The following is a 24,261-nucleotide window of genomic DNA, read 5'->3' on the forward strand; positions in this document are numbered from 1 at the left end:
GCGCAAGATGGCATCTAGCAAGTCTCGGTTCCTGGTCGCCTTGGCGTTCCTGGCGCCCGCCCTCATTTCCGTGTTCGTGCTCAGGCTCTGGCCGGCCGCGGTCGCGGTCTACAACTCGTTTCAGGCGCCCGGCGGCGGATTCAGCCTCGAGAACTACTCGTATATCTTCACCGACGAGAGTTTCCTGGGCAGTCTCAAGACGACCCTGATCTACTCGATCATCATCAATCCGCTCCAGATCGCCGTCGCGCTCGCGCTCGCCGTCCTCATGAACGCCGGCATGCGCACCATCGGCTTCTGGCGCACGATCATCCTGCTGCCGGTCGCCATACCCCCGAGCGTTTCGGCTGTCGTCTGGGGCGTCGCGCTCCGGCCCGACGGGCTGGTCAACTCGATGCTCGAAACCTTCGGCCTCGCTCCGCTCCGCTTTCTCACCTCGCCCGACCAGGCGCTCGCCTCGATCATGCTGATCGTCAGCTGGATCGGGGTCGGATACTGGATGACGTTCCTCATCGCCGGGCTGCAGGAAATACCGCAGTCGCTCTATGAGGCGGTCCGGATCGACGGCGCCAATCGCTGGCAGCAGTTCCGTTTCGTGACCCTGCCGCAGCTCAGGCGCCCGCTCACCTTCGTGCTGGTAGCGAACACGGTTGCGAACTTCCTCGTCTTCGCGCCCGTCCAGATCCTGACGCAGGGCGGTCCGCAAGGCTCCACCAATCTGATCATGAACGAGATCTATTCGCAGGCCTTTATCCTGAGCGACCCCTCGAGCGCGGCCGCCTCGACCGTCGTCCTCGTCGCCGCGACGCTGCTCGTGGTGTCGATCCAGTTCCGCCTGATGAGCACGAAGGAGGATCGGGCATGAGCACCACGTCGCTGCCTCGCAAGGTTGCGATCGTCGCGGTCGCCGTCATCTTCTTCGTCCCGCTCTGGTGGCTGATGATCAGCGCCTTCCGGCCGACGGATTCGATCTTCCGATATCTGTCGCCGATCAGCCTCTACACGTTCTGGCCGGACGAGTGGACGTTCCGCAACGTCCTCGGTGTCTGGAACAGTCCCTTCCGGCTGGCGATCTGGAACTCGATCCTCGTCTCCTCGATCACCATTGCGATCGGCCTCGTCCTCTGCTCGATGGCCGCCTTTGCTCTCGCGGTCATCGAATTCCCCTTCCGCAACGCGATCTTCGCGGTGATGGTCATCAGCTTCCTCATTCCGTTCGACGCCATCGCGGTGCCTCTGTTCGCGATCATGCGCTCCTTCGGTCTTCAGGACAGCTATGCCGGCCTGATCCTGCCCGGCATCGGCAACGGGCTCGCGGTGTTTCTCCTGCGCCAGTTCTTCCTGGGCATTCCGCGGGAGATCCGCGAGGCCGCGGTCGTCGACGGAATGGGATGGTTCCGGATCTACTGGTCGATCTATCTGCCGCTGTCCGTGCCTGCCCTGGTCAGCGCGGCGATCATCCTGTTCGTCTTCCAGTGGCAGTCCTATCTGTGGCCGCTGCTGATCGCGCCGGGTGCGGAGTACAAGGTCGCCGCGGTCGCCATCGCCCAATTCTCCAATGGCTACCAGATCGACTACGGGCTGATCTTCGCGGCGGCCCTGTTCATCGCAGCGATCCCGATGGCGGTGCTGGTCATTCTGCAGCGCTTCTATTCGGCGTCGATCGCCGCGACCGGAAGCAAGGAATAGCGAACGGCGGCGCCCGCTCGGCAACGAGCGGGCGCCGCGCTTCGAGGCCCTGCCGAAGTGGCGCGCCGGTGCGGCGCCCGGTCCTTCAGAGATAAATTCCGCCCACCAAATGAAAGGGTGATAAGAGCTGGGAGACCAGCGTTTCGGCGCGTTATCCGGAGAGATTCGGATCAGGAAGGAAGCGGCGCAGAGTGAGCGAGAGAAGAGACACGCGGGTGCGATCCATCGACGTCGCGCGGCTCGCCGGGGTCAGCCGATCCGCCGTGTCCAGGACTTTCACGCCCAACGCCTATGTCTCTCCCGAGACCCGCAGCAAGGTGCTCAAGGCGGCGGCCGCGCTGAACTATCACCCGAACGCCATGGCCAGAAGCCTGATCACGCAACGAAGCGGGATCATCGGCATCGTCTCGGCGGATCTGCAGAACCCTTATTACGCCAAGATACTGGAAGTTCTCGGCGGCGCCCTGCGGGATACGGGGCTCGCTCCCCTCGTCCTGTTCGGCGATGAGACCAGCACCAAGTCCCAGGTCGCCCAGCTGCTCTCCTATCAGGTCGACGCCCTCGTCATCATCAATGCCGTGACCTCGACGCTCACGGAGAACATCAGCCGGATGAAGGTCCCGGTCGTCGCGGTCAATCGCTATTTCCGGCACGACTGGGTGACGTCGATCACCTGCGACAACCAACATGCTGCCGAGCTGGTCGGAAACCATCTTCTGGATCAGGGCTGCACGCGCATCGGCCTCGTCGCGGGCAACAGCGATGCCTCGAGCGGAACCGATCGCGAGACCGGCTTCCTCCGGGCGCTGGCCAAAAGGGGCGTCGCGCCCGTCGTCGTCGAGAATGGCGACTATACGCACGACAGCGGCGTGGCGATCGCCCGGAAGCTGTTCGGAAGCGGCGCCTCCATGGACGCGGTCTTCTGCTGCAACGACCTCATGGCGATTGGCCTGATGGACGTGGCGCGCAGCGAATTCGGCCTTCGAGTTCCCGACGATCTCCTGGTCGCGGGCTTCGACAACTCCGTGGTCGGCGCGTGGCAATCCTACCGCCTGACCTCGGTCGACCAGAACGTCGAGCAGATGGTCGAGCTCGCGGTCCACTACATCCAGCGGGCTCTCGAGGACGACGGCAAGGAAGCCGGTCAGTTCTTCCAGGTCCAGGGCAAGCTCGTGGTGCGGGAGTCGACCGGGCGATCGCACTGAGCCGGTCATCGCCTCGGGCGCAGGCGCTCTGACAGTCTCCCGGATTTGCGCCATCCAGGAGGAGACCTTTGCAGAACACCGAGGTCGCCATACGGCCCACGGCCTATGGGCAAGGCTCCGTCGCCCCGGCGGAGGCCGGGGCCCATAAACACCGGCCAAGAAAGCTTGGCCCAGCCTATCGGCCACAGGGCTGTGTGTCTGGATCCCGGCCTTCGCCGGGATGACGTTGGAGGGTGGCAAGACCCGATCAGCACGATGGACGCGGTGTTGCGCGAAGCTCTCCGCAGGGAGAGGTTAGGGCAGCTCGCATCGGGCGGTTCGCTGGTTGAATTGCGGGCCAGAAACCGAGGCCGGAACCGGGTCCTCCGGGGCAGTTTTTCCCCCGCCGGTGGCTGCCACGCAACATTTGGGTCGTAACCGTACGAGCGACGCCGGCGACGCAAGATTCGATTGTTCTCCGACCGAATTGGGACTAGCAGTCAGGCCCCCGAATCCCCTGACGGCGTGCCCCAATGAACGAAATGAGCGCAATCGCGGAGATCGCCACGGCCTCCGCAAGGGATCAGATCCTGATCGGTGCGGACTTCGTCCAGAAGGGGGCGCCGGGGGAACGCCTCGACCGCTATTTTGCCGGATTGGCGAGCCAGTTCGACGTCGCCCCCGCCGTGATTTCGGGCGGCCGCGTCTGGTCCTATCGCGAGATGGACACCTGCGCGAATCAGTTCGCCCGCCTGCTGATCGAGCGCGGCGTCAAGGCCGGCGACCGGATCGGCCTGCTGCTCGACCGTTCGGCCGAGACCTACATCGCTGTGCTCGCCGTGATGAAGGCCGGCGCCGCCTTCGTGCCGCTCGCGACCGCGTTCCCGGAAGACCGGATGATCATGATCATCGAGGATGCCGGGATCAGCATGGTCATCAGCGTCTCCGACTATGCGGCGCGGGTGGCGCGGTTGCCGGTGCCGCATATCTCGATCGACGCGGCGCGGTCCGAGATCGAGCTGAAGTCCGCCGACGTGCCGACGCCGATCGGACCGGACGACACGACCTGCTACATCCTCTATACCTCGGGCACGACCGGCAAGCCCAAGGGCGTCGTCGTCACCCATCAGAGCTTCTGCAATTTCATCCGCGTCGCCGCCGCCTCCTATGGCTACCGGCCGGGCGACCGCATCTATCAGGGCATGACGATCGCCTTCGATTTCTCCTCGGAGGAGATCTGGGTGCCGTTCGCCGCCGGCGCCACGGTCGTGCCGGCGCCGGGTCAGCAGCCGCTGGTGGGCGAGGAACTGGCCGATTTCCTGCGCCAGCACGAAATCACCTGCATGGCCTGCAGCCCGACGCTGCTGTCCTCGGTGGAAACCGACGTGCCGAGCCTGCGCGCCATCCTGGTCGGTGGCGAGGCATGCTCGCCCAAGCTGGTCAAGCGCTGGGCGAAGCCGGGCCGGCAGATCCTCAATACCTACGGCCCGACCGAGGCGACGGTCACCGCGACGATGGCGCTGCTCAGCCCCGACGAACCGGTCACGATCGGCACGCCGCTGCCCACCTATTCGATCGCGATCCTCGACCCCGCGAAGCCCGTCCTGCTGAAGGGCGACGAGTTGGGTGAAGTCTGCATCGCCGGCATGGGCGTCGCGGTCGGCTATCTGAACCGGCCCGAGCTCACCGAGCAGAAGTTCATTCACGACTTCATCGGCATCCCGAACAATCCGAGCCAGCGCATCTATCGCACCGGCGATCTCGGCCGCATCAATGCGAAGGGCGAGATCGAGTATCACGGCCGCATCGACACGCAGGTGAAGATCCGCGGCTACCGCATCGAGCTCGGCGAGATCGAGGCCGTGCTGCTCGACCAGCCTTCGGTCGCCCAGGCCGCCGTCACCACCTGGGAGATCGAGCCCGAGCGCGTCGAGCTGGTCGCCTATTACGCGCCGAAATCGGGCGGCGAGCCGATCGACCGCGCCGACCTCGTCAAGGAACTGAAGCGGCGACTGCCCGACTACATGGTGCCGTCCTATCTGGAAGAGTTGTCGGCGATCCCGATGACCGTTTCCAACAAGGCGGACCTGCGGAAGCTGCCCAAGCCCACCAGCGCCCGCGTCGCGGCCGGTCGGGCGATGGTCGAGCCGCGCAACGAGGACGAGACGTTCCTTGTCGAGACGCTGGTCGACGTTCTCAAGTTCGACAGCGTCTCGATCGAAGACCACTTCTTCGACGATCTCGGCGCCAACTCGCTCCTGATGGCACGCTTCTGCGCCCGCGTTCGCAAGCGCGCCAATTGGGCGACGACCTCGATGCGCGACATCTACACCTATCCGACCGTCGCGAGCCTCGCCCAGCACCTGCGCGCGCCGGAGGCGGTGGTTGTCGCCGCCAACGAGCCGATGTTGTCGCGCAAGGCGTCGAATTTCGCCTACTGGATGTGCGGCGCCGGGCAGATGCTGTTTTACGCCGCCTACAGCTATCTGGCCGTCTGGGCGCTCAATGACGGCCTGAACTGGGTCTATGCCGTGCTCGACGAGCCGGCCAAGCTCTATTTCCGCTGCGTCGTCCTTTCCGCCGGGATGTTCTTTGGCCTGACGGGTTTCGCGGTCGTCATGAAGTGGCTGCTCGTCGGCCGCTGGAAGGCAGAGACCTTCCCGATCTGGGGCTGGCGCTATTATCGGTTCTGGGTGGTGAAGACCCTGATCCGCACGGCGCCGGTCGTGCTGTTCCGCGGCAGCCCGCTCTACAGCCTCTATCTGCGCCTGCTCGGCGCCAGGCTCGGCAACCGCACCGTCATCGAATGCCGGTCGGTGCCGGTCTGCACGGACCTGATCTCGATCGGCGACAATTCGATCCTGCGCAAGGAATCGATGATCCTCGGTTTCCGCGCGCAGTCGGGCTATATCCACACCGGCCCCATCAGCATCGGCAAGGGCTCGTTCGTCGGCGTCGGCTCGGCGCTCGATATCGACACCCGCATGGGCGACAATTCGCAGCTCGGCCACGCCTCGTCGCTGCAGCGCGGCCAGTCCATCCCCTCCGGCGAGCATTGGCATGGTTCGCCCGCCATTCCCACGGACGCGGACTATTGCACCGTTCCCAACGTCTCGCTGTCGCGCGTTCGCCGCGTCGTCTTCGAGGTGGTGCAGCTGATCGTCCTGTTCGCGATCGTCACGCCGTTCCCGCTGCTCTTCCATACCTATTGGGAAAACGTCAGCGACGACTACCAGGAGACGATCGGCATCGTCGCCATCGGCACGACGGTCACCGTCTTCGGCTTCATCATCGGCGGCACGCTGCTGGCCGCGCTGGTGCCGCGCCTGTTCAGCCTGGTGCTCAAGCCGGGGCGCATCTACCCGCTCTACGGCTTCCACTACTGGCTGCAATCCATGTCGGAGATCGTCAGCAACATCCGCCTGCTCAACACGCTGTTCGGCGACAGCTCGGCGATCGTCTACTACCTGCGCGCGCTCGGCTGGAACCTGAACAAGGTCGAGCAGACCGGCTCGAATTTCGGCACCAACCAGCAGCACGAGAACCCGCTGCTGTGCGAGATCGGTTCCAAGACCATGGTCTCGGACGGCCTGTTCATGATCAACATGCAGAAGTCGGCCACCGCCTTCCGGCTCGAGCACACGAAGATCGGCGAGCGCAATTTCTTCGGCAACAACATCTTCTATTCGCCGGATGCGCGCGCCGGCGACAATTGCCTTCTCGGCACCAAGGTGCATGTCCCGGTCGACGGTCCGGTGCGGGAAAATGTCGGCCTGCTCGGCTCGCCGCCGTTCGAGATCCCGCGCATGGTCAACCGCGACAAGGAATTGCTCGGCCTGATCTCGGAGGCGGAGCGCAAGCAGCGTGTGCGGTTGAAGAACCTGCACAATCTCGGGACCGCCATCCTGTTCGTGTTCGCGCAGTGGCTGTTCCTGTTCGCGACCCTGGCGATCTGGGACCGGGCGCTCAACTACTATACCGAATGGGGCGAGATCGCCCTGTTCACGGCCATCGTCCTGACCTCGGCCGTCGCCATTCCGTTCTACATCCTGCTCGAGCGGATCAGCCTTGGCTTCCGGCGGCTGAAGCCGCGCATGAGCACCATCTACGATCCCGTCTTCTGGCGGCATGAGCGGCATTGGAAGCTCTCCGACTCGCCGATCATGAACCTGTTCGCGGGGACGCCGTTCCGCCCGCTCATCCTGCGCCTCGTCGGCGTCCGGGTCGGCCGCCGCGTCTATGACGGCGGCTCGATCATGACCGAACGCTCGCTGGTGGAGATCGGCGACGACGTGACGCTGAACGAGGGCTGCGTGATCCAGGCGCATTCGCTGGAGGAGGGCGCCTTCAAGTCGGACTACATCCGCATCGGCAAGGGCTGCACGCTGGCGCCCTCGGCCTTCATCCACTATGGCGTCGTCATGGGCGAAGGATCCGTGGCCGACGTCGACTGCTTCGTCATGAAGGGCGAGACGCTGGAGCCGGACACGGTGTGGCGCGGCAACCCGGCCAAGCTGTTCGGCTATGTCACGCGCATCGAACCCGGTTCACCGGCGGCGAGGCGCTGAGAAGGCGCGAGGCAGCGTCGATGAGCTGCATCTTCGAGGCGGAAGAGCGCGCGCTCGACGAGGCCCTGCGGGCGATCGTGCCGGAAGGCGTGTGGATCGGCTGCCGGCGGATCCGCCCCGGCGACGAGGACCGGCTGACGCCGACCGAACGGCTCACCCTCGGGGCGCGGCCTATGATGCGTCAGCGCGCCAGCGGGGCGGCCCGCCAGATCGCGCGCGATCTCTGCCGCGACCTTGGCCATGCTGACGCGGATATCGCCGTCGCACCTTCCGGCGCGCCCCGGTGGCCGGAGGGGCTGATCGGCTCGCTCGCGCATGACGACGAATTCGCCGTCGCCGTGGTGGCGCGAAGGGGGGGCGTGGCAAATCTTGGCTTGGCAAGCCTCGGCGTCGATGTCGAGCCGGCGGAACCACTGCCGGCGGAGGTAGAGGAATTCATCCATGCCCAAGGCGACCAACTGGCCGGCATCGATCCGGCGCTCGCGACCCGCATGCTCTTCAGCGCGAAAGAGGCTGTCTACAAGGCCGTGTTCCCGCTCGACGGCGTGATCCTCAACTATGACGACATCGCCGTCGATCTTCGCTCCGGTCTGGCCGAAACGACGACCGGACGTCGCGTCAGGCTTTCCTGTCTGCCGCGGCCGCGCGTGGTGACGCTTGCCTGGTGCTGACCGGACGCGGAGCCCGGTCCGTGGCCGGCGATTTCTGATGATCCGAGGCGCGCTTCAGCGCCGATTCCAGGCGGCCGAGGATGAGCGAGGAACGCTTCAGCGCCGTCTCGCCGGCTTCGAGGATTTTCCGATCCCAGGTCGGCGCCTGCGGCTCGGCAGCGTTGCGCTCGAGGATGCGCTTCATGGCAAAGGCTTCCATTCCCTGAGACGGGTCGATCGGGATCGGCGGGCCCAACGGATATCGGGGCCGGGTATTTATTTCGACTGCTAAATCGATCGGTTGACAGCGATCTTGTCAACTACCTTGCCGTGCAGCCGCGACCTCTGTCTCGAATGGCGGAAATCTGCGGACGGGACGAGCCCGCATCGATCGGGGATAGGGCGATGCCGCCTATTCCGCCTCCAGTTTCACCAGAATCGTGTTGTCGGGACCGGTTCCCTGCAGCCAGAATCGCACGGTGTCGCCGACGTGGTAGGCGCTGAAGGCGGAGGCCTCGATCACGCGGAAGCCGGTGGTCCTGGCCGGAAGCAGGTCGGCGATCTCCTCGTGGCTGAGCAGGATCAGGCGCGGATGGATGGCCCGGATCACGCCGTGGCCCTCCCATTGCTGCTGGCCGGGCGCGCCGCCGGCAAGCGACGCCTCGCGTTGCCGCTCGAGTTCTCCGACCTGCTTCTGGAGATCCCGGTAGTCGGTTTCGAGGGCACGGAGCGGACGGCCCCAGGCGCCGTAGCCGACGAGCAGCCCGATCGCCAGCGCGAGATTGAGAAGCAGGACGACGTGCCACGCGCGCATTTGGTTCGATGCCTTTGTCAATGAATGTGCAATTCCGGGAGCGGCGGCGGCGTCTTCTCCTCGTTGAGCTTTTCCACCTGCGCCTGCACGCTGGAAGCCTCGGGCATGCCGGTTTCGCTGCCGCGCCAGATGGCGCGGATATAGCCTTGGCGGTCGATCAGGATTTCCGTGTGCGTGTCGGCCGGCGCGAACAGGCGGTACGCGGCGGTGATATCCTCGTTGCCCTCCGTGACCACCGGGAAGAGGGCGGGGGGCGACGCGCCAAGCTCCGCCACGCGATCCGGCGAACCGGTGGGCGCGACGGCGACGACCTCGACGCCCAGCACGGAAAGGGCCCCGTAGCGCCGCGCAAGCTCGGTCATGCGCTCGCGGGAATCGGGCAGGCTGTAGAGCACCAGCAGGACCATCTTCCTGTTGCGATAGTCGCGCAGCAGTCCCGGTGTCAGCGTGCCCATGGCAATCGGAAAATCCGGAGCGGCCAGCCAGGCGCTGTCCGGCACCACATCCGGCCCGATGCGTCGCTCGTCCTGCGCCGCTTCGGCGGTTCGCAGATAGTTCACGACGCTCCAGCGCTGTTCGTCGCTGAGTTCTCCGGCCTCTGCCTTCAGGAGCCCGAATTCGTCGCCCGGTGTCCGCCGCTCGTTTGACGCGGACGGATAGTCCTTGGGCGATGGCGAAGCGGTGCTGCCTGTCTTCCTTGCCTGCGAGAGCTTCACGCCTTCGACGATGGAGCCGACCTGATAGGGGATCGGCGGCGAGACGAAGGAGGTGGGGTAGGCCTGGACGACAAAGGGCCATAGCCCAAGCGCGGATCCAAATGAGGCGAGGACCGCGATGGCCCCCGCCGTGATCATCGCGCGTCGCCGCCCGGGATAGACGAGGGAGGCAAGGACGAAGGCCAATCCAGCCAGAAGCAGCAGGATCACGGGCAGGAGGAAAAGCTGGCTGGTCGTGCCGTCGGCAATCGCGTCGAAGGACAGCCTGAACGGTAGCGGCCATGCCGGATCTTCGTGCCGGGCCGGCGCCGTCACCGTCATGGCGGAGGCGAAACCGACCAGCAGGATGACCAGGCCGGCCTCCACCGCGATGTACCAGGCCATGGCCCGCGCCGTCTGGCTGGAGGTGGCCTCGTCCGTGCCGGCGAGGGATGCCAGCCGCGCGCGGCTGGCGGCGGCGAGAAGCAGGGCGAAGAAGAGCAGCGCGAACTTGGCAAGCAGGAGATGTCCGTGAAGCGTTCCGAGCAGCCCGGGCACGCCTTCCAGCAACAGCCACGCCGATACGCTGCCCGATCCGGCGAGGATGAGCACCGCGACCAGGGCAATTCGCGAAAACCGCTGCATCGTCCGTATGGCGTAGGGATCGGGCCTCGCGCCGCTTCGGCTCGCGGCATGGAGCAGCAGCGCAAGCGCCGGCAGGCCGCCGACCCAGACTCCGGCGCTGAGCAGATGCGCCATGTCGTTGACCTGCGGCCAGAGGCTGTCGGAGATCGCCGCCGAATGGCCGGAAGCGGCGAACAGCACAAGGGCGACGGCGGCGAGGGCAAACGCCTCGCTGCGCACCGCATACCAGTCCAGCTTCGCTGTGACGTCGGCGCGAAGCTGGAGAAGGACTGCCAGGACGAGGAGGAGCCCCAGCCGCGCCATAAGGACGAGGCCGGGCCATGTGTCCAGCATCGCATGCAGGATCGCGTCGGGATCGAAAGCGGCCTCGGCGCGGCCCTCAAACGACGCCGTGCGCGCCGCCAGCCAGACGACGCCCGAAAGGAGGGCAGCGATGGCGAGCCAGCGCGCGCTGGCCAGAACGCCGCCTTCCCATCTGCGAAAGGTCGGATTTGGCGGCGGTCCGGCCAGCAGCAGCAGCGAGACCGAGCCCGTCAGAAGGACGCATGCCGCGACATGAATCCACAGGGCCGATAGAAGAACGATGCTCATTCAACCTGAAACTTGAAGCGCCCCTGCGTCACATGGGAGTCGACGGAGAGAACGCGCCAGATGACGGTATAGGTGCCCGGTTCGAGCGGCGGCAGCGTCGCCCGCAACAGCTTGGGGTTGGCGCGATCGAAACGACTGTCCTTCCGGTCCGCCTTTTCGCCCTTCTCGCTCTCGACCTGGACGCTGCTATAGGCGGGCTCCAGCTGTTCGGAGAAATAGAGCTTCACCTCGGTCGGCGGACGCTTGAGCTTGCTGTCCGCCTGCGGCTCGGAGCGCTGCAGCCCGCTATGGGCGAAGGCGCCACCCGTCGCCACGAAAAGGGCGGTGAGTGCGAGGAAAGCTCCTCGCACCAACTTGCTGGTCGTCATCGGACAATCCTCAGGCGAGACCGGCGTTTGCCTTGTAGAAGGCGATGATCTCGCTGGTCGGGAGCCAGAACAGGTCGTAGACGCCCGCGGCTCCGTCGCTCCGGCCGGAGATGAGGTCCGGTCCGCGATCATAGCCGGCCGACCAGATCATCCGCTCGCCGGTGTGCTGGAAGTTCGGGCAGGCGCCGTCGATGTTCCAGTCGTTGAACGGGGCCTCGACGACCGGTCCCTTCCACTCCTGCGTGGTGGGATCGTAATGCACGAACAGCAGCGTGTGGAACTTGCCGAAATCGTGGACCGAGACGACGCCGAGCGTGAAGTCGTTCTCGGTGACGACATTCAGGCGGCACTTGAGCGCGATCGAATCCAAGAGGCGGCTCTCGTAGCGCTTGGCCGGCTGCCAGGCGCCGTCGACGAACTGCGTCGTATAGATGTCCGCGCCCGACGGGCCGCCGTCTTCACGCGGGCGGCCGGAAATGAACGACTTCTGCGCCACCTGACCGGGGAGATCGAACGGCATGAAGCAGTGATTGCCGTGCTCGGTGTTGATGTTGCCGCCGGCGACCAGCTGCGCCTTCGTCCAGCCGCCGTCCGCCTGCTTGTGCGTTTCCCAGATAGAGGACTTGCCGCCGCCTTCCGGGCGGGAGCTCATGAAATAGAGCGTGTTGCCGTCTTCCGAGATCCACGGCTCCAGGTCGGTGGAGGCGCTGTTGACCTCATCGGGCAGGCGCTCCGGCGCGGACCAATCCTCGCCATTGCCCGGCCATTCCCGCGACGTGTTGGTGCGGTGGGTGACGAAGATATCCGACGGTCCCGTCACGCGCTTGTCGCCCGGGCTCGCCCAGCGGGCGAAGTAGATCGTGTTTCCGTCCGCAGAAATCGTTGGTTCGTAATTGCCGAACTCGTCGTTGGGGAGGAACGGAAATTTGCGCGGCACAAGCGTTGCCTTCGACGATCCGGCCGTTGCCTTCGACGTTTCGGCCCGGACCTGCGTGGCCGCGCCGCCCGACAAGGTCGCCGCCGTCACAGCCGTCGCAGCGACGGAGCCAAAGAACTTCCTTCGAGACAGATTAGCCATATTTTCCTCTTTTACGGCGGGGATACGAGAACGTATCCATGAAATTTAAACTTGAATTGGCAATCCTTGTTATTTGATTTTAGGGTTTCGGATGAGGATGAAGAAGGTCACAAATTTCATTTCATCTGCGTAATTTGAAACGTTCCGCCTTGGAGTGGGCATTCGGTTATTACGTGACTATTGGGAAGCCGAGTTCCGCAGCGAAGCAGGCGCGCGAAGACGTCCGCGCGCCTGGGGGGCGACGGGCTTGCGGGTGGTGATTCAAGGGGAGGGGGCGGCGCGTCGGTCCCGGCGGGGCCGTGATCAGGGCGGCCGAGGCGGCTCTCGAACGGTATGCGTGACGGCGGCGCGAGACGGAAAGCCTCGCGCCGCAGCCAATGTCCTATCCGAAGGTGAAGGCGAAGGCCTGGACGCCGGGATCGAGGAACTCGATCTCGAAATCGCGGTCCATGACGGGCCCGGCCTGCCGCACCAGCTGGTAGAGCCGCTGGCCGGTCACGGTGCCGTTGCCCTCGTTATCGACGTCGACGCCATGGTCCGCGCCGGGCGCCTTGCCGTCGATCCGGACGCGGTAGCGCACCGGCTTGCCATCGGCCGAGGGGCCGAGGACCAGATGCAGGTCGCGGGCGTGGAAGCGGTATTTTATGCCGCCGCCGGCCTGGTTGAGCGTGGCGCGCTCGCCGCCGACCGACCAGGTGCCGACCAGGCCCCAATCGTTCAGCCGCAACGGCCGGCCGATCGCATAGGCGCGCACCTCGTCCGGCAGGATGCCGCCGTCGGACGCGAAGTTGGCGGCCCGCTCGAAGCCGACATAGGTCTCGGGCGATGCGACATTGTTCATGTCGGCCGCCGCTTCCGCTCCGCTCGCCTTGACGTCGACCAGGGTTTTGGCGACGTCGGCGTGGCCGGCTTCGGCCAGCAATTGCTGGATCACCCGCTCCGACTCGTCATATTCGCCCTCGCCGAAATGGTGGTGGCGAATCCGGCCCTTGGCGTCGATGAAGTAGTGCGCCGGCCAGTACTGGTTCTGGAACGCCCGCCAGATCGCATAGTCGTTGTCGACGGCGACCGGATAGGTCACCTGCAGGTCGCGGGTCGCCTTGCGCACATTGTCCAGGTTCTTTTCGAAGGCGAATTCCGGCGCGTGCACGCCGATGACGACCAGCCCCTGATCCCGGTATTTCTCGGCCCAGGCGCGGACATAGGGGATCGAGCGCAGGCAGTTGATGCAGGAATAGGTCCAGAAATCGACCAGCACGACCTTGCCGCGCAACCCTTCCGCGGTCAGCGGCGGCGAGTTCAGCCAGGTGACGGCGCCGTCGAGCGAGGGGAACTCTCCCTCGATCGGCAGGCTCGGGCCCGACGCCTCGGCATTGGCCGACATCATCATCGCCGGCTCGCCGATCATCACGACGCTAGAGGGATTGCTGTCGCCGGCGGGCTTGGCGTCGTCCTGCGGCATCGGCCGCACCTTGTCGATCAGCGCCTGTTCGATCCTCGACGTGCTGGCGAGCGAGACCTGGGTCAGGAGCCCGGTATCGAGGCCGAGCGCGATCGCGCCGACGCCGACCAGAACGGCGACGCCGAGGCCACGCCGGATCCATTCGCCGGCGCCGAGCGAGCGCTTCATCAGCGCAAAGAAGCGTCCGCCGATCAGCAATGCGAGAGCCAGAGACGTCGCCGCGCCGGCGGCATAGGCGAACAGCAGCAACGAGGTCTGGGCATTGGCGCCGTTGAGCGCCGCCCCGGTGAGGAGAAGGCCGAGGATCGGTCCGGCGCAGGGCGCCCAGAGCAGGCCGGTGGCGACGCCGAGCAGGAAGGAAGGCGCCACCGACGATCCGGTCCGTGATCCGGCGTCGGCGGCCTGCGACAGCCGCGCCCCGAACGCCACCAGCGGCCGGGTCAGCCGGTCGGCCAGCGAGGGGAACAGCAGCGTGACGCCGAAGAGCGCCAGCAGAACGATGGCGGCGATCCGGCCATATTCGTTGGCCTGCACCGCCCAGCTGCCGCCGACGGCGGCCAGCGTCGCCACCGCCGCGAAGGTCAGTGCCATGCCGGCCAGGAGCGGCAGGCCGCTGCGGATAAAGGGCTGGTCGGCGCGGGCGAAGACGAAGGGCAGCACAGGCAGGATGCAGGGGCTGAGGATGGTGAACGCGCCACCGAGATAGGCGAGGATGAACAGAAGCATCAGAACGATCCTGGGCTGGCGGTCAGGCGGCGGTGAAGGTCAGGGCGACGCCATTCATGCAGTAGCGCAGCCCGGTCGGCGCCGGCCCGTCCTTGAAGACATGACCAAGATGGCCGCCGCAGCGGCGGCAGCTGACGGCGGTTCGGGTCACGCCGTAGGATTTGTCGGTGGTCTCGTTGACGGCGCGCGGCAGCGGTTGCCAGAAGCTCGGCCAGCCGGTGCCGCTGTCGAATTTGGTTTCCGACGAGAACAGCGGCAGCTGGCAGCCGGCACAATCGAACCGGCCCTTGCGCTCCTCATGCAGCAGCGCGCTGGTAAAGGGCCGCTCGGTGCCTTCCTGGCGCAGCACAGCGAACTGGTCCGGCGTCAACAATTTGCGCCATTCCGCCTCGCTGTGCGTCACCTCGAAGTCAGCCATCGTCGCAGCGTGGGCGAGGCCCGACGCGGCGAGCCCGGGAATGAACGAGGCGGCAAGTCCGGCCGCGCCCGCCTGAAGCATATGTCGACGTGTCAGCATGTCTCGAAACTCTGCAAGGCGGGGGCCTATCCCTCACCTCAGAGCTTGTACGGACGCGGCCGTCATTTTGTTTCGGAAGGGGCGAGACTCACATCGAATTGATCGATCGCCGGCGGCGTAGGTGGCGCCGGCGGAGCCTCGGGGAAGGGAGGCGCACGCGATCGCGTGCGCTCGAGGATGGCGTCGCCGCCGATCAATCTCCGGCGACGGCGTCCGTCAGGAAGTCGGCCATTTCGGCGTGGTAGAAGGTCTTGGAGCGCGGGCCGATCTGGATCGGTTCGAGCATGCTGACGCACTTGCGGTAATGCGGCGTGTTGCGGTGTTCCTCGAGCGCGGCGGCGGACGTGAAGACCTCGTAGATCAGGAACTTGTGGTCGTCGTCGGGGTCGCGCAGGACGTCGAAGCGCAGATTGCCGGGCTCGCGGCGCGTGCCTTCATAGTTGATGCGAAAGGCTTCGAGAAACGTGTGGGCATGGCCCGGCTTGACCGAAATGGTCACCATCTGGATGAACATAACAACTCCTTTGCAAATGGATCGAGATCGCGCGAGGGCGCGACGCTTTGTGAAATTCAGAGGCCGGGCGCCTTCCACATTGACGTGGTGACACCCTCGTCGACGAGCTGCCGCTGCAGCGCATAGGCGCGCGCCCAGCGCTCGCCGGCCTCGTCGTAGATCGCCTTGTGAGCGGGCTCCGGCTCGAAGTGCCGGTCCCAGCGCACCCAGTTTTCGGCAGTAGAGACGAAGTCGCGTTGCAGACCGGCGCCGATCGCAGCCGCCGCGGCGCAGCCGAGTGCGGTTGCTTCCTTCACCACCGGAGTCACCACGGGAAGCCCCGTGGCGCTCGACAGGATCTGGGCCCAGTGCGCGGATTTGGCCGCACCCGCCGCGAAGACGATCCGCTTCGGCGTCACGCCGGAAAGCGCGAAGATCGCGGCGAGATTGCGCGCGGCGACGATGGCCGCGTTCTCCTGCAGCGCCCGGAAGATCGCCGCCTTGCCGGATTTTTCCGGATCGATCGAGAGGTTCAGGAGCGACGGCGCCGCGTGATACCACTTGCCGTAGCGCATCACGTCGGAGAACACCGGAATGATGCCATAGGCGCCGGGCGGGATATGCGCCGACTGCGCCTCGAGCCGCGCATAGGCATCGCCGTCGGCGCCGGCCGCCGCCACCTCCGCCGCGCCAAAGCTGTCGCGGAACCAGCGCATGACGACGCCGACGAAGAAGCTGATCGCCTCCGCCTGGTTGAGGCCGGCGACCACATGCGGGTTGATGCGCAGATTCATCGACGGATCGGTCAGCGTCTGGTCGACATTGACGATCTGCTGCCAGAACGTGCCGCCGAGCACGGCGCAGTCGCCCTTGTTGACGACGCCGAGGCCGGCCGAGCCGATCTGGCAGTCGCCACCGCCGGCGACGACGCGGGTGCCGGCCCGGAGGCCGGTTGCCTCGGCGGCCGCCGCGGTCACATGGCCGATCACCGCGCCGGGCTCCACCGTCTCCGGGAAGATGTCGTCGCGCATGTCGGCCCAGCGCATCGCCTCCGGCAGCCATTTGCGCTCGCGAAGATCGAACAGGCCCGTCGTGCCGGCATTGGAGGGCTCGCTGACGAGAACGCCCGAGAGCCGCGCCAGCACCCAGTCCGACAACATACTGATCCGATGCATGCGGTCATAGATTTCAGGCAGGTTGCGCTTCAGCCAGAGCAGGCGCGGCAGCGCGCCGAGCGCGAAGGTCTGGCCGGTGTGCTGGTAGAGGCGGGCCTCGAGCTCGGGAAAGGCGAGCTTCAGCTCGCGCACTTCGCTGTTCGAGCGGCTGTCGACATTGGCGCAGGCCCAGATCTCGCGGCCCTCGGCGTCATAGACGACCAGCGCCTCGCGCATGCTGGTGGCGCTGACGGCGGCGATGTCGCCGGCCGAAATGCCGGCGCTGGCGATCGCCTGGCGGATGGCGCGGGCGAGATGCGCCCAGTTGCCCTCGATGTCGAAATCCATCGAGCCCTCGAAGCGCGGATCGGGCTTGTGCCACCACTCGTGCTGGGCCGCCGCGATCTGGTTGCCCGCCGCATCGAAGACGACCGCACGGCCGCTCCCGGTTCCGGCATCGACCGCCAGAAGATACGTCCCCGCCATAACTCTCTCCCTAGTCCTTGAGGTCCATCAGACCCAGCGCCGTCGTTTCATCCGTGATCAGGATGCCGACGAACTTCCCCTTGAGCGCGGCATGGATGGCCGGCACCTTTTCCAGGCCGCCGGCCGCCGCGACGACCTTCTCGGCGCGCGAAAGCGCCGCGAGCTTCACGCCGATGACGCGGTCGTGCAGCTGCAGATCGAGCACTTCGCCCTTGTCGTTGAAGAACTGGCAAAGGATGTCGCCGGCGGCGCCCTTGCGGCGCAGCGGCTCGATCTCGTCCGGTCTCACATAGCCGGAGCGCACCACGGTCGACGTGCCCGAGAGCTCGCCGATGCCGACCAGCTGGTAGGAAGCGTTCAGCGCCATGTCGAGCAGGTTGGCGACGGCGGGCTCGGACGAGAGGTTTTTCGCGACGTCCGGATCGCGCACGACCAGCGGGGCCGGCACGAGGTGGACGCTGCTGCCCCAGTTCGCCGTGCGCATGCCGTCGACATAGGTGCCGACGCCGCCGGTCAGGCTGACCAGGCCGATATTGCGCTCGTTGGCGAGATGGCCGAGGCGCTGGATGGCGTTACTGACGGTGGCGCCCCAGCCGACGGCGAGAAGATCGTCGGGCTGCAGGCGCTGCATGAGGAACTGCGCCGCCGCCTGGCCGAGCCGGTCGCTGGCGCTCTGCTCCGGCAGTTCCGGCACGACATAGGCCTCGAGCAGGCCGTAGCGGCTCTTGATCTCGCGCTCGAGCGACAGGCAGCCCTGGTAGCGCGAGTTGATCCGGACCTGGATGATGCCGGAACGGCGGCCGCTCTCGAGCAGGCGCGACACCTTGATGCGCGACATGCTCAGCTTTTCGCCGATCTCGTTCTGAGTCAGGCCGTCATTGTAATAGTACCAGGCGATGCGCGTGAGGATCTCCTCGTCGGCATCGCCATAGCTCCACTCGTTGCTTTCGATGGCCATACGCCGAGCTTCCCTTCTCGCGACCTATGATCATATCGATAACGCAAAAACATTTGATACGTCAACAGAGTGACTGTCGCCGGCTCGTCAGCTCGTCTGAAACTGCCATAAATCCAGCAAAACCGCGATATTGCAGCGCAATATGCCAGGTGCACCACGGTGACTCCGAGTTTGACCATATTGACGCCCTCCGATTCTTATGATCACTTGAAAGGAACAAGAGACATCTGAACAGGTGCGGAATGACTGCGGATATGGCGGCCGGGAGGGCTGCTCAGCTCACCGGCATATGGAAATCCTACGGTCCCGTTCCGGTCCTGAAGGGGGTTTCGCTGGCGTTGCGGCAGGGCGAGGTGCATGCGCTTCTGGGCGGCAACGGCGCCGGCAAATCCACGCTGATGAAGATCATGTCCGGCCTGGTGCCGGCGAATGCCGGCTCGATCGAGATCAACGGCGAGACGCTGACCCATGCGTCGCCGGCGCTGGCGCAGCAGCTCGGCCTTTATCTGGTGCCGCAGGAAGCGCACATCCTCGGCAACCAGTCGGTGCTGGAGAACATCTGCCTCGGCCTGCGCCCTTCGCCACGTGCCTTGCGCAAGCGGGTCGAGCAGCTTGTCGCGGACCTCGGCGTCACGCTCGACCTCGACGCGCAGGCGGCGACGCTGGAGATCGCCGAGCGCCAGATCGTCGAGATCCTGCGCGGCCTGATCCGCGAGGCGCGCGTCCTGATCCTGGACGAGCCGACCTCCGCGCTGACGCCCTTTGAGGTGCATGCGCTCTTCCAGCGCGTGCGCAAGCTCCAGGCCCAGGGCGTCGGCATCTTCTTCATCTCGCACAAGCTGCGCGAAATCCGCGAGATCTGCGGCACGATCAGCGTGCTGCGCGATGGCGCCGTCGTGCTCAGCGGGCCGCTCGACACCTATAGCGACGCGGAGATCATCGATGCGATGAGCCGCGTCGCCACGGGCACCGCGCCGGTCGCGGCTTCTGCCAAGCAGACCGGCGACAGCGGCGCCGTGCGCCTCTCGGTGCGCAAGCTGAGCGGGGAGGGGTTTCGCGACATCAGCCTGCAGATCCGCGCCGGTGAGGTGCTGGGGCTCGCCGGCGTCGTCGGCGCCGGCCGCACGGAATTCTCCGAAACCCTGTTCGGCCTGCGCCGCCAGAGCGCCGGCTCTGTCACGCTCGACGGCGTCGAGCTCGCCAACCGCTCGCCGCGCCGCTGCATCGACGCCGGCCTCGTCTACCTGCCGGAGGACCGCCAGCAGAACGGCCTGTTCCTCGAGGCGCCGCTCTACTGGAACACCTCGTCCTACCTGATCCACCGCCTGCCTTTCTTCCTGCGGCCGGGCCGCGAGCGCGGCCTCTTCAACGGTTTCCGCCAGAGCATGGGCATCAAGTGCACCGGCCCCGGCCAGCAGGCGAAGGCGCTTTCGGGCGGCAACCAGCAGAAGGTGCTGATGTCGAAGTGCCTGTCGGCGAAGCCCAAGGTGCTGGTGCTGGACGAACCGACCCGGGGCGTCGACGTGGCGGCGCGCAACGACATCTACGCGCTGATCCGCCAGCTCGCGGCTGACGGCGTCGCCGTCATCCTGATCTCGTCCGATTTCGACGAGATCGAGCTGCTCGCCGACCGCGTCACGGTCATGGCCTTCGGCCAGCTCGGCGGCGAACTCACCGAGAACATCAGCGTCGACGCGATTGCCCGCCTGGCATTCGGCGCGGGGGAGCAGGCCCATGCTTAATCTCGTCGCGCGCAACCGCGTCATCATGCTGGTGCTGGTCATGGCGGTTGCCTGCCTGGCGCTCGGCTTTGCGGCGCCCGGCTATCTGTCGGCCGCGACCGCCTCGGTGATCCTGTCGAACAGCCTCGTGCTGCTCCTGATCTCGCTCGGCACCATGCTGGTGATCCTGACGCGCAACATCGACGTCTCCAGCGGCTCGATCCTCGGCTTGAGCGCCGCGACGCTCGGCCTGTCGCTCAACGCCGGCGTCAGCCTGCCGCTGGCGATCGCACTCTGCATCCTGACCGGCGTCGTCGCCGGCGCCGTCAACGGCCTGCTCGTCGCCTATCTCCGCATCCCCTCGATCGTCGCGACGCTCGGCACGCTCGGGCTGTATCGCGGTATCATGCTGATCCAGACCGGTGGCCGCTGGATCGAGGGTCTGCCGCAGGATCTGAAGGCGCTGGCGGGGAGCATCGGCTTCGGCGTCTCGATCCTGACCGTCACCGTGCTGGCGCTGTTCGTGCTCGCCTGGATCTTCCTGCGCCGAACCCGGTTCGGCCGCTATTTCTACGCCGTCGGCGACAATCGCGACGCCGCCCACCATCTCGGCGTGCCGGTCCGGCGCGTGCAGTTCACCGCCTTCGTCGCCTCCGGCGCTTGTGCTGCGATCGCCGGCCTGATCTTCGCGGCGCAGATCGGTTTCATCCCGAACCAGGCCGGCAACGGCGTCGAGCTCAAGGCGATCGCCGTCAACGTGCTCGGCGGCGTCAGCCTGCTCGGCGGCAGCGGCTCGGTCGCCGGCGTCTTCACCGCCGCGATCTTCCTGACCTCGATCGACAGCGCGCTGGTGTTCCTGAAGATCCCGGCATTCTGGAACGACTTCATCGCCGGCGCGATCCTCTTGATCGTGCTGCTGCTCGATGGCCGCATCCGCCTCCTGATCGACCGGCGCATCCGCGCCCGCCGCTACGCCGTCCATGCCCGAGCGCCGCAAGGCGGGGCCGACAAGACTGCCGAAAAGACCCTGCTGGCGGAGGCAAGCCGATGAAAAACGTATTCTTCCGCTGGGAAGCGGCGCTCTTCCTGATGCTGGTCGCCGAGCTCGCCGTGTTCGGCTTCATCAACCCGCGCTTCCTGAATGTCGGGAACCTGATCTACGGCACGTCGGACTTCGTCCAGATCGGCATCGTGGCGCTGCCGTTGACGCTGGTCATCATCGCCGGCGGCATCGACGTCTCCTTCGCCTCGGCGATCGGCCTCTGCGCCATCGTCTTCGGCGTCTCCAACTTCTTCGGCGTGCCGCTGCCGCTGGCGATCGGGTTTTCGCTCGTCGCCGGCGCGCTGGCCGGCCTGCTCAACGCCACTGTCATCCATCTGTCGAAGATCCAGCCGCTCGTGGTGACGCTCGGCAGCCTCTACCTGTTCCAGGGCGCGGCCACTGTATTGTCCGGCGTCGTCGGCGCCGGCGGCTATGAAGGCATCGGCAACTTCCCGCCGAGCTTCACCTCGTTCGGCTATGCCGAGTTCCTCGGCCTGCCGGCGCCGCTCGCCGTCTTCCTCGGCCTCGCCGCCGTCCTCGTCGTGCTGCTGCACTTCACCCGCTTCGGCCGCGCCGTGTTCCTGATCGGCCAGTCGGCGGAAGCGGCGCGCTATTCCGGTCTGTCGGTCGCGACGACGCAGACGATCACCTACGTCATCACCGGCGTCTGCGCCGCGATCGCCGGCCTCGTCATGTCGGCCTATTTCGGCTCCGCCCGCGTCGATCTCGGCGCCTCGACGCTGCTGCCGGCGGTGACGGCGGCCGTGCTCGGCGGCGCGTCGATCTATGGCGGCCAGGGCTCGATCCTCGGCACGCTGCTCGCGACGTTCGTCATCGGCTACCTGCAGCAGGGCCTGCAGGCGAGCGGGGTTCCAAGCCAGATTTCCAGCGCACTTTCGGGAGGTTTGCTGGTTGCGGCGGTCGCATTGCGCCACGGGAGCGCATTGCTGGCCGATTTCATCGCTGTCACCCGACAGAAGCGAAACGATCGGGCGGCGGCATTTTGAGGAGGAAACGACAATGACGATGAAATTCCTGAAGTCCGGTCTGATGGCGGCGACGCTGCTGGCGGGCACGATGTTCGCCTCGGGCGCGGCGCAGGCCGAATCCCAGATCGCCTTCATTCCGAAGCTGGTCGGCGTCGGCTTCTTCACCAGCGGCGGCGCCGGCGCGGTCAAGGCCGGCGAGGAAGTCGGCGCCAAGGTGACCTATGACGGCCCGACCGAGCCGAGCGTCTCGGCGCAGGTGCAGTTCATCAACAACTACGTCAACCAGGGCTACAACGCGATCGTCGTGTCGTCCGTGTCGCCCGACGGCCTCTGCCCGGCCCTGAAGCGCGCCATGGATCGCGGCGTGCTAGTCATGACCTGGGACAGCGACGTCAATCCGGATTGCCGCAGCTACTACATCAACCAGGGCACGCCGGATCAGCTCGGCGGCCTGCTGGTCGACATGGCGGCGGAAGGCGTGACCAAGGAGAAGGCCAAGGTGGCGTTCTTCTATTCGAGCCCGACGGTTACCGACCAGAACGCCTGGGCGGAAGCCGCCAAGGCGAAGATCGCCAAGGAGCATCCGGGCTGGGAAATCGTCACCACCCAGTACGGCTACAATGACGCGCAGAAGTCGCTGCAGACGGCCGAGAGCATCCTGCAGACCTACCCTGACCTCGACATCATCATCGCGCCGGATGCCAACGCCCTGCCGGCCGCCGCCCAGGCCGCCGAGAACCTGAAGCGCGCCGACGGCGTCAACATCGTCGGCTTCTCGACGCCGAACGTGATGCGCCCCTATGTCGAGCGCGGCACGATCAAGCGCTTCGGCCTCTGGGACGTCACCCAGCAGGGCAAGATCTCGGTCCATGTCGCCGAGCACGTGCTGAAGAACGGCAAGATGAAGGTCGGCGACAAGCTCGACATCCCGGGCATCGGCACCATCGAAGTCTCGCCGAACAGCGTCCAGGGTTATGAATTCGAAGCCGACGGCAACGGCATCATCCTGCTGCCGGAGCGGACAGTGTTCACCAAGGACAACATCAACAACTTCGACTTCTGATCACGCACTTCCTGCGGGCGGCTCCACCCGGAGCCGCCCGATCCATTTCTCCAGAACAGACGGATCCTGACCATGCAAAGCCGCTGGAACGGCGACGAGGCCAATCGTTTCATTGAGGCAGCCCTTGCCGCCGGCCAGAGCGAGGCGCTCGGGCTTCGCATCTACACGTCGCGCATCATCGGCCAGGATCCGGATCTCGTGCTGCATGGCGGCGGCAATACCTCGGCCAAGGTGACCGGCGAGGACGGCCAAGAGATCATGCACATCAAGGGCAGCGGCTGGGATCTCGACACGATCGAGGCGCCGGGCCTGCCGGCGGTGCGGATGGAACCGCTCCTCGCCGCGCGTGATGGCGGCAAGCTTTCGGATCCCGAGATGGTGGCGCTGCTGCGTTCCGCGCTGCTCGATCCGGCCTCGCCCAACCCCTCGGTCGAGGCGCTGCTGCACGCCTTCCTGCCGTTCCGCTTCGTCGATCATACGCACGCGACCGCGGCGCTGGCGCTCGCCAACCAGCCGGACATGCGCGAGACGGTGAAGCGCATCTATGGCGACCGGCTCGCCTGGGTTCCCTATGTCATGCCCGGCTTCGACCTCTCGATCGAGGGCGACAAGGTCTATCGCGACCACCCCGGCTGCGAGGGCCTCTGGCTCGAGAACCATGGCCTGTTCAGCTTCGGCGACACGGCTGAGGGCGCTTATGAACTGATGATCGAATTCACCACCCTGGCCGAGCTGGAACTCGCGCGCGCCGGCGTGACGCTGGAAGGCCCGCAGCCGAGCGATCGCGAGGCCGACCCGGCGCTGGTCGAGCGGCTCACCGCCGCGCTGACCCGCGCCGGCTCACCCTTCGCCAAGGGGCTGTCGCTCGACTACCGCTCGACGCCGGCGATCCGCAAGCACGCAGCGAAGCCCGATGTCGAGGATATCGCGCTGCGCGGCACGGTCACGCCCGATCACGTCATCCGCATCAAGCCGTTCCCGTTGATCCTCGATGCCGATGCCTCGGAGGCAGACATCGACGCGGCGCTCGCCGGCTACATCGAGCGCTACACCGCTTATTTCGAGCGCAACGCGGCCAAGGCGGCCGAGCCGAAGACGATGCTCGACGCCTATCCGCGCGTCGTGCTCATCCGGGGTGAGGGCATGTTCGGCCTCGGCGCCAACGCCAAGGCGGCGAAGATCGCCGGCGACCTGATCGAGCAGTCGACGCGCGTCATGAACGCCGCCGAGGCCTATGGCCGCTTTACGCCGATCTCGGAGCCGGACCTCTTCGACATGGAATACTGGTCGCTCGAGCAGGCCAAGCTGAAGCCGGCCTCCGCCTGAGCCCGTTCGGGCGCAGGTCGTCCCTCTGATGCGCGGAGAACG

The 24,261-nt window shown here is 66.1% G+C and carries 20 protein-coding genes; 10 read left to right on the forward strand and 10 right to left on the reverse strand.

From position 1 onward, the window contains the following. Positions 1-7 precede the first annotated feature (7 nt). From AC6HZP_RS06615 to AC6HZP_RS06635, 5 genes are all read left to right on the forward strand, one after another. Positions 8-865, forward strand: a complete 858-nt coding sequence (locus tag AC6HZP_RS06615) for a carbohydrate ABC transporter permease (protein ID WP_201402841.1) — start codon at positions 8-10, stop codon at positions 863-865. Further along, a complete protein-coding gene (locus AC6HZP_RS06620; RefSeq protein WP_497525905.1) occupies positions 862-1,689 on the forward strand; it encodes a carbohydrate ABC transporter permease in 828 nt (275 codons plus the stop codon). The genes AC6HZP_RS06615 and AC6HZP_RS06620 overlap by 4 nt, the downstream gene beginning before the upstream one ends. 191 nt (positions 1,690-1,880) lie before the next feature. Then, a complete protein-coding gene (locus tag AC6HZP_RS06625) occupies positions 1,881-2,894 on the forward strand; it encodes a LacI family DNA-binding transcriptional regulator (protein ID WP_497525906.1) in 1,014 nt (337 codons plus the stop codon). 521 nt (positions 2,895-3,415) lie between these two features. Then, positions 3,416-7,441 (forward strand): Pls/PosA family non-ribosomal peptide synthetase, encoded by a 4,026-nt coding sequence (locus tag AC6HZP_RS06630; protein ID WP_497525907.1) that lies wholly within the window; start codon positions 3,416-3,418, stop codon positions 7,439-7,441. Further along, entirely contained in the window at positions 7,366-8,112 is a 747-nt protein-coding gene (locus AC6HZP_RS06635; RefSeq protein WP_497525908.1) for a 4'-phosphopantetheinyl transferase family protein, read from the forward strand. Before AC6HZP_RS06630 ends, AC6HZP_RS06635 begins: the two co-directional genes overlap by 76 nt. Here the strand turns inward: AC6HZP_RS06635 and AC6HZP_RS06640 are convergent. From AC6HZP_RS06640 to AC6HZP_RS06685, 10 genes are all read right to left on the reverse strand, one after another. Next, a complete protein-coding gene (locus tag AC6HZP_RS06640) occupies positions 8,060-8,296 on the reverse strand; it encodes a hypothetical protein (protein WP_497525909.1) in 237 nt (78 codons plus the stop codon). The genes AC6HZP_RS06635 and AC6HZP_RS06640 overlap by 53 nt on opposite strands. Positions 8,297-8,503: 207 nt before the next feature. After that, positions 8,504-8,905 carry a copper-binding protein gene (locus tag AC6HZP_RS06645; protein ID WP_497525910.1) on the reverse strand — a complete coding sequence of 134 codons (402 nt, stop codon included), beginning with the start codon at positions 8,903-8,905 and terminating at the stop codon, positions 8,504-8,506. Between the two features lie 17 nt (positions 8,906-8,922). Further along, the gene (locus AC6HZP_RS06650; protein WP_497525911.1) at positions 8,923-10,836 is read right to left on the reverse strand and encodes a CopD family protein; all 1,914 of its coding nucleotides are present in this window, start codon (positions 10,834-10,836) and stop codon (positions 8,923-8,925) included. Further along, entirely contained in the window at positions 10,833-11,204 is a 372-nt protein-coding gene (locus AC6HZP_RS06655; RefSeq protein ID WP_497525912.1) for a copper resistance CopC family protein, read from the reverse strand. Before AC6HZP_RS06655 ends, AC6HZP_RS06650 begins: the two co-directional genes overlap by 4 nt. Before the next feature lie 10 nt (positions 11,205-11,214). After that, the gene (locus AC6HZP_RS06660) at positions 11,215-12,282 is read right to left on the reverse strand and encodes a TolB family protein (RefSeq protein WP_497525913.1); all 1,068 of its coding nucleotides are present in this window, start codon (positions 12,280-12,282) and stop codon (positions 11,215-11,217) included. Positions 12,283-12,664: 382 nt separating this feature from the next. After that, a complete protein-coding gene (locus AC6HZP_RS06665) occupies positions 12,665-14,470 on the reverse strand; it encodes a cytochrome c biogenesis protein DipZ (protein WP_497525914.1) in 1,806 nt (601 codons plus the stop codon). A 22-nt stretch (positions 14,471-14,492) separates the two neighbouring features. Continuing rightward, positions 14,493-14,987 (reverse strand): peptide-methionine (R)-S-oxide reductase MsrB, encoded by a 495-nt coding sequence (msrB, locus tag AC6HZP_RS06670; protein ID WP_497525915.1) that lies wholly within the window; start codon positions 14,985-14,987, stop codon positions 14,493-14,495. Between the two features lie 193 nt (positions 14,988-15,180). Further along, a complete protein-coding gene (locus AC6HZP_RS06675) occupies positions 15,181-15,501 on the reverse strand; it encodes an antibiotic biosynthesis monooxygenase (protein ID WP_497525916.1) in 321 nt (106 codons plus the stop codon). A gap of 56 nt (positions 15,502-15,557) precedes the next feature. After that, entirely contained in the window at positions 15,558-17,120 is a 1,563-nt protein-coding gene (lsrK, locus tag AC6HZP_RS06680) for an autoinducer-2 kinase (protein WP_497525917.1), read from the reverse strand. Between the two features lie 10 nt (positions 17,121-17,130). Next, positions 17,131-18,078, reverse strand: coding sequence for a sugar-binding transcriptional regulator (locus AC6HZP_RS06685; protein ID WP_201402855.1), 948 nt, complete (start codon positions 18,076-18,078; stop codon positions 17,131-17,133). A 242-nt stretch (positions 18,079-18,320) separates the two neighbouring features. Between AC6HZP_RS06685 and lsrA the strand changes: the two genes are divergently transcribed. The 5 genes from lsrA (at position 18,321) to AC6HZP_RS06710 (ending at position 24,219) form a co-directional block, all read left to right on the forward strand. After that, complete coding sequence (lsrA, locus tag AC6HZP_RS06690; protein WP_497525918.1) at positions 18,321-19,820, forward strand: autoinducer 2 ABC transporter ATP-binding protein LsrA; 1,500 nt, start codon at positions 18,321-18,323, stop codon at positions 19,818-19,820. After that, positions 19,813-20,850, forward strand: coding sequence for an ABC transporter permease subunit (locus AC6HZP_RS06695; RefSeq protein WP_497525919.1), 1,038 nt, complete (start codon positions 19,813-19,815; stop codon positions 20,848-20,850). The genes lsrA and AC6HZP_RS06695 overlap by 8 nt, the downstream gene beginning before the upstream one ends. After that, entirely contained in the window at positions 20,847-21,848 is a 1,002-nt protein-coding gene (locus tag AC6HZP_RS06700) for an ABC transporter permease subunit (protein ID WP_497525920.1), read from the forward strand. The genes AC6HZP_RS06695 and AC6HZP_RS06700 overlap by 4 nt, the downstream gene beginning before the upstream one ends. A 13-nt stretch (positions 21,849-21,861) precedes the next feature. Continuing rightward, positions 21,862-22,893 (forward strand): autoinducer 2 ABC transporter substrate-binding protein LsrB, encoded by a 1,032-nt coding sequence (gene lsrB, locus AC6HZP_RS06705; RefSeq protein WP_497525921.1) that lies wholly within the window; start codon positions 21,862-21,864, stop codon positions 22,891-22,893. 72 nt (positions 22,894-22,965) lie between these two features. Further along, positions 22,966-24,219: a class II aldolase/adducin family protein gene (locus AC6HZP_RS06710; RefSeq protein WP_497525922.1), complete on the forward strand. Its 1,254-nt coding sequence runs from the start codon at positions 22,966-22,968 to the stop codon at positions 24,217-24,219. Positions 24,220-24,261 lie beyond the last annotated feature (42 nt).

It is taken from the genome of Kaistia sp. SLG-1 (assembly GCF_059699055.1).

Bases quoted from the DNA above. Each gene is read 5' to 3' on its own strand.
- AC6HZP_RS06615 (WP_201402841.1), top strand. From the start codon at position 8: ATGGCATCTAGCAAGTCTCGGTTCCTGGTCGCCTTGGCGTTCCTGGCG.
- AC6HZP_RS06620 (WP_497525905.1), top strand. From the start codon at position 862: ATGAGCACCACGTCGCTGCCTCGCAAGGTTGCGATCGTCGCGGTCGCC.
- AC6HZP_RS06630 (WP_497525907.1), top strand. From the start codon at position 3,416: ATGAGCGCAATCGCGGAGATCGCCACGGCCTCCGCAAGGGATCAGATC.
- AC6HZP_RS06640 (WP_497525909.1), bottom strand. From the start codon at position 8,296: ATGAAGCGCATCCTCGAGCGCAACGCTGCCGAGCCGCAGGCGCCGACC.
- AC6HZP_RS06645 (WP_497525910.1), bottom strand. From the start codon at position 8,905: ATGCGCGCGTGGCACGTCGTCCTGCTTCTCAATCTCGCGCTGGCGATC.
- AC6HZP_RS06650 (WP_497525911.1), bottom strand. From the start codon at position 10,836: ATGAGCATCGTTCTTCTATCGGCCCTGTGGATTCATGTCGCGGCATGC.
- AC6HZP_RS06655 (WP_497525912.1), bottom strand. From the start codon at position 11,204: ATGACGACCAGCAAGTTGGTGCGAGGAGCTTTCCTCGCACTCACCGCC.
- AC6HZP_RS06660 (WP_497525913.1), bottom strand. From the start codon at position 12,282: ATGGCTAATCTGTCTCGAAGGAAGTTCTTTGGCTCCGTCGCTGCGACG.
- AC6HZP_RS06665 (WP_497525914.1), bottom strand. From the start codon at position 14,470: ATGCTTCTGTTCATCCTCGCCTATCTCGGTGGCGCGTTCACCATCCTC.
- msrB (WP_497525915.1), bottom strand. From the start codon at position 14,987: ATGCTGACACGTCGACATATGCTTCAGGCGGGCGCGGCCGGACTTGCC.
- AC6HZP_RS06675 (WP_497525916.1), bottom strand. From the start codon at position 15,501: ATGTTCATCCAGATGGTGACCATTTCGGTCAAGCCGGGCCATGCCCAC.
- lsrK (WP_497525917.1), bottom strand. From the start codon at position 17,120: ATGGCGGGGACGTATCTTCTGGCGGTCGATGCCGGAACCGGGAGCGGC.
- AC6HZP_RS06685 (WP_201402855.1), bottom strand. From the start codon at position 18,078: ATGGCCATCGAAAGCAACGAGTGGAGCTATGGCGATGCCGACGAGGAG.
- lsrA (WP_497525918.1), top strand. From the start codon at position 18,321: ATGACTGCGGATATGGCGGCCGGGAGGGCTGCTCAGCTCACCGGCATA.
- AC6HZP_RS06695 (WP_497525919.1), top strand. From the start codon at position 19,813: ATGCTTAATCTCGTCGCGCGCAACCGCGTCATCATGCTGGTGCTGGTC.
- AC6HZP_RS06700 (WP_497525920.1), top strand. From the start codon at position 20,847: ATGAAAAACGTATTCTTCCGCTGGGAAGCGGCGCTCTTCCTGATGCTG.
- lsrB (WP_497525921.1), top strand. From the start codon at position 21,862: ATGACGATGAAATTCCTGAAGTCCGGTCTGATGGCGGCGACGCTGCTG.
- AC6HZP_RS06710 (WP_497525922.1), top strand. From the start codon at position 22,966: ATGCAAAGCCGCTGGAACGGCGACGAGGCCAATCGTTTCATTGAGGCA.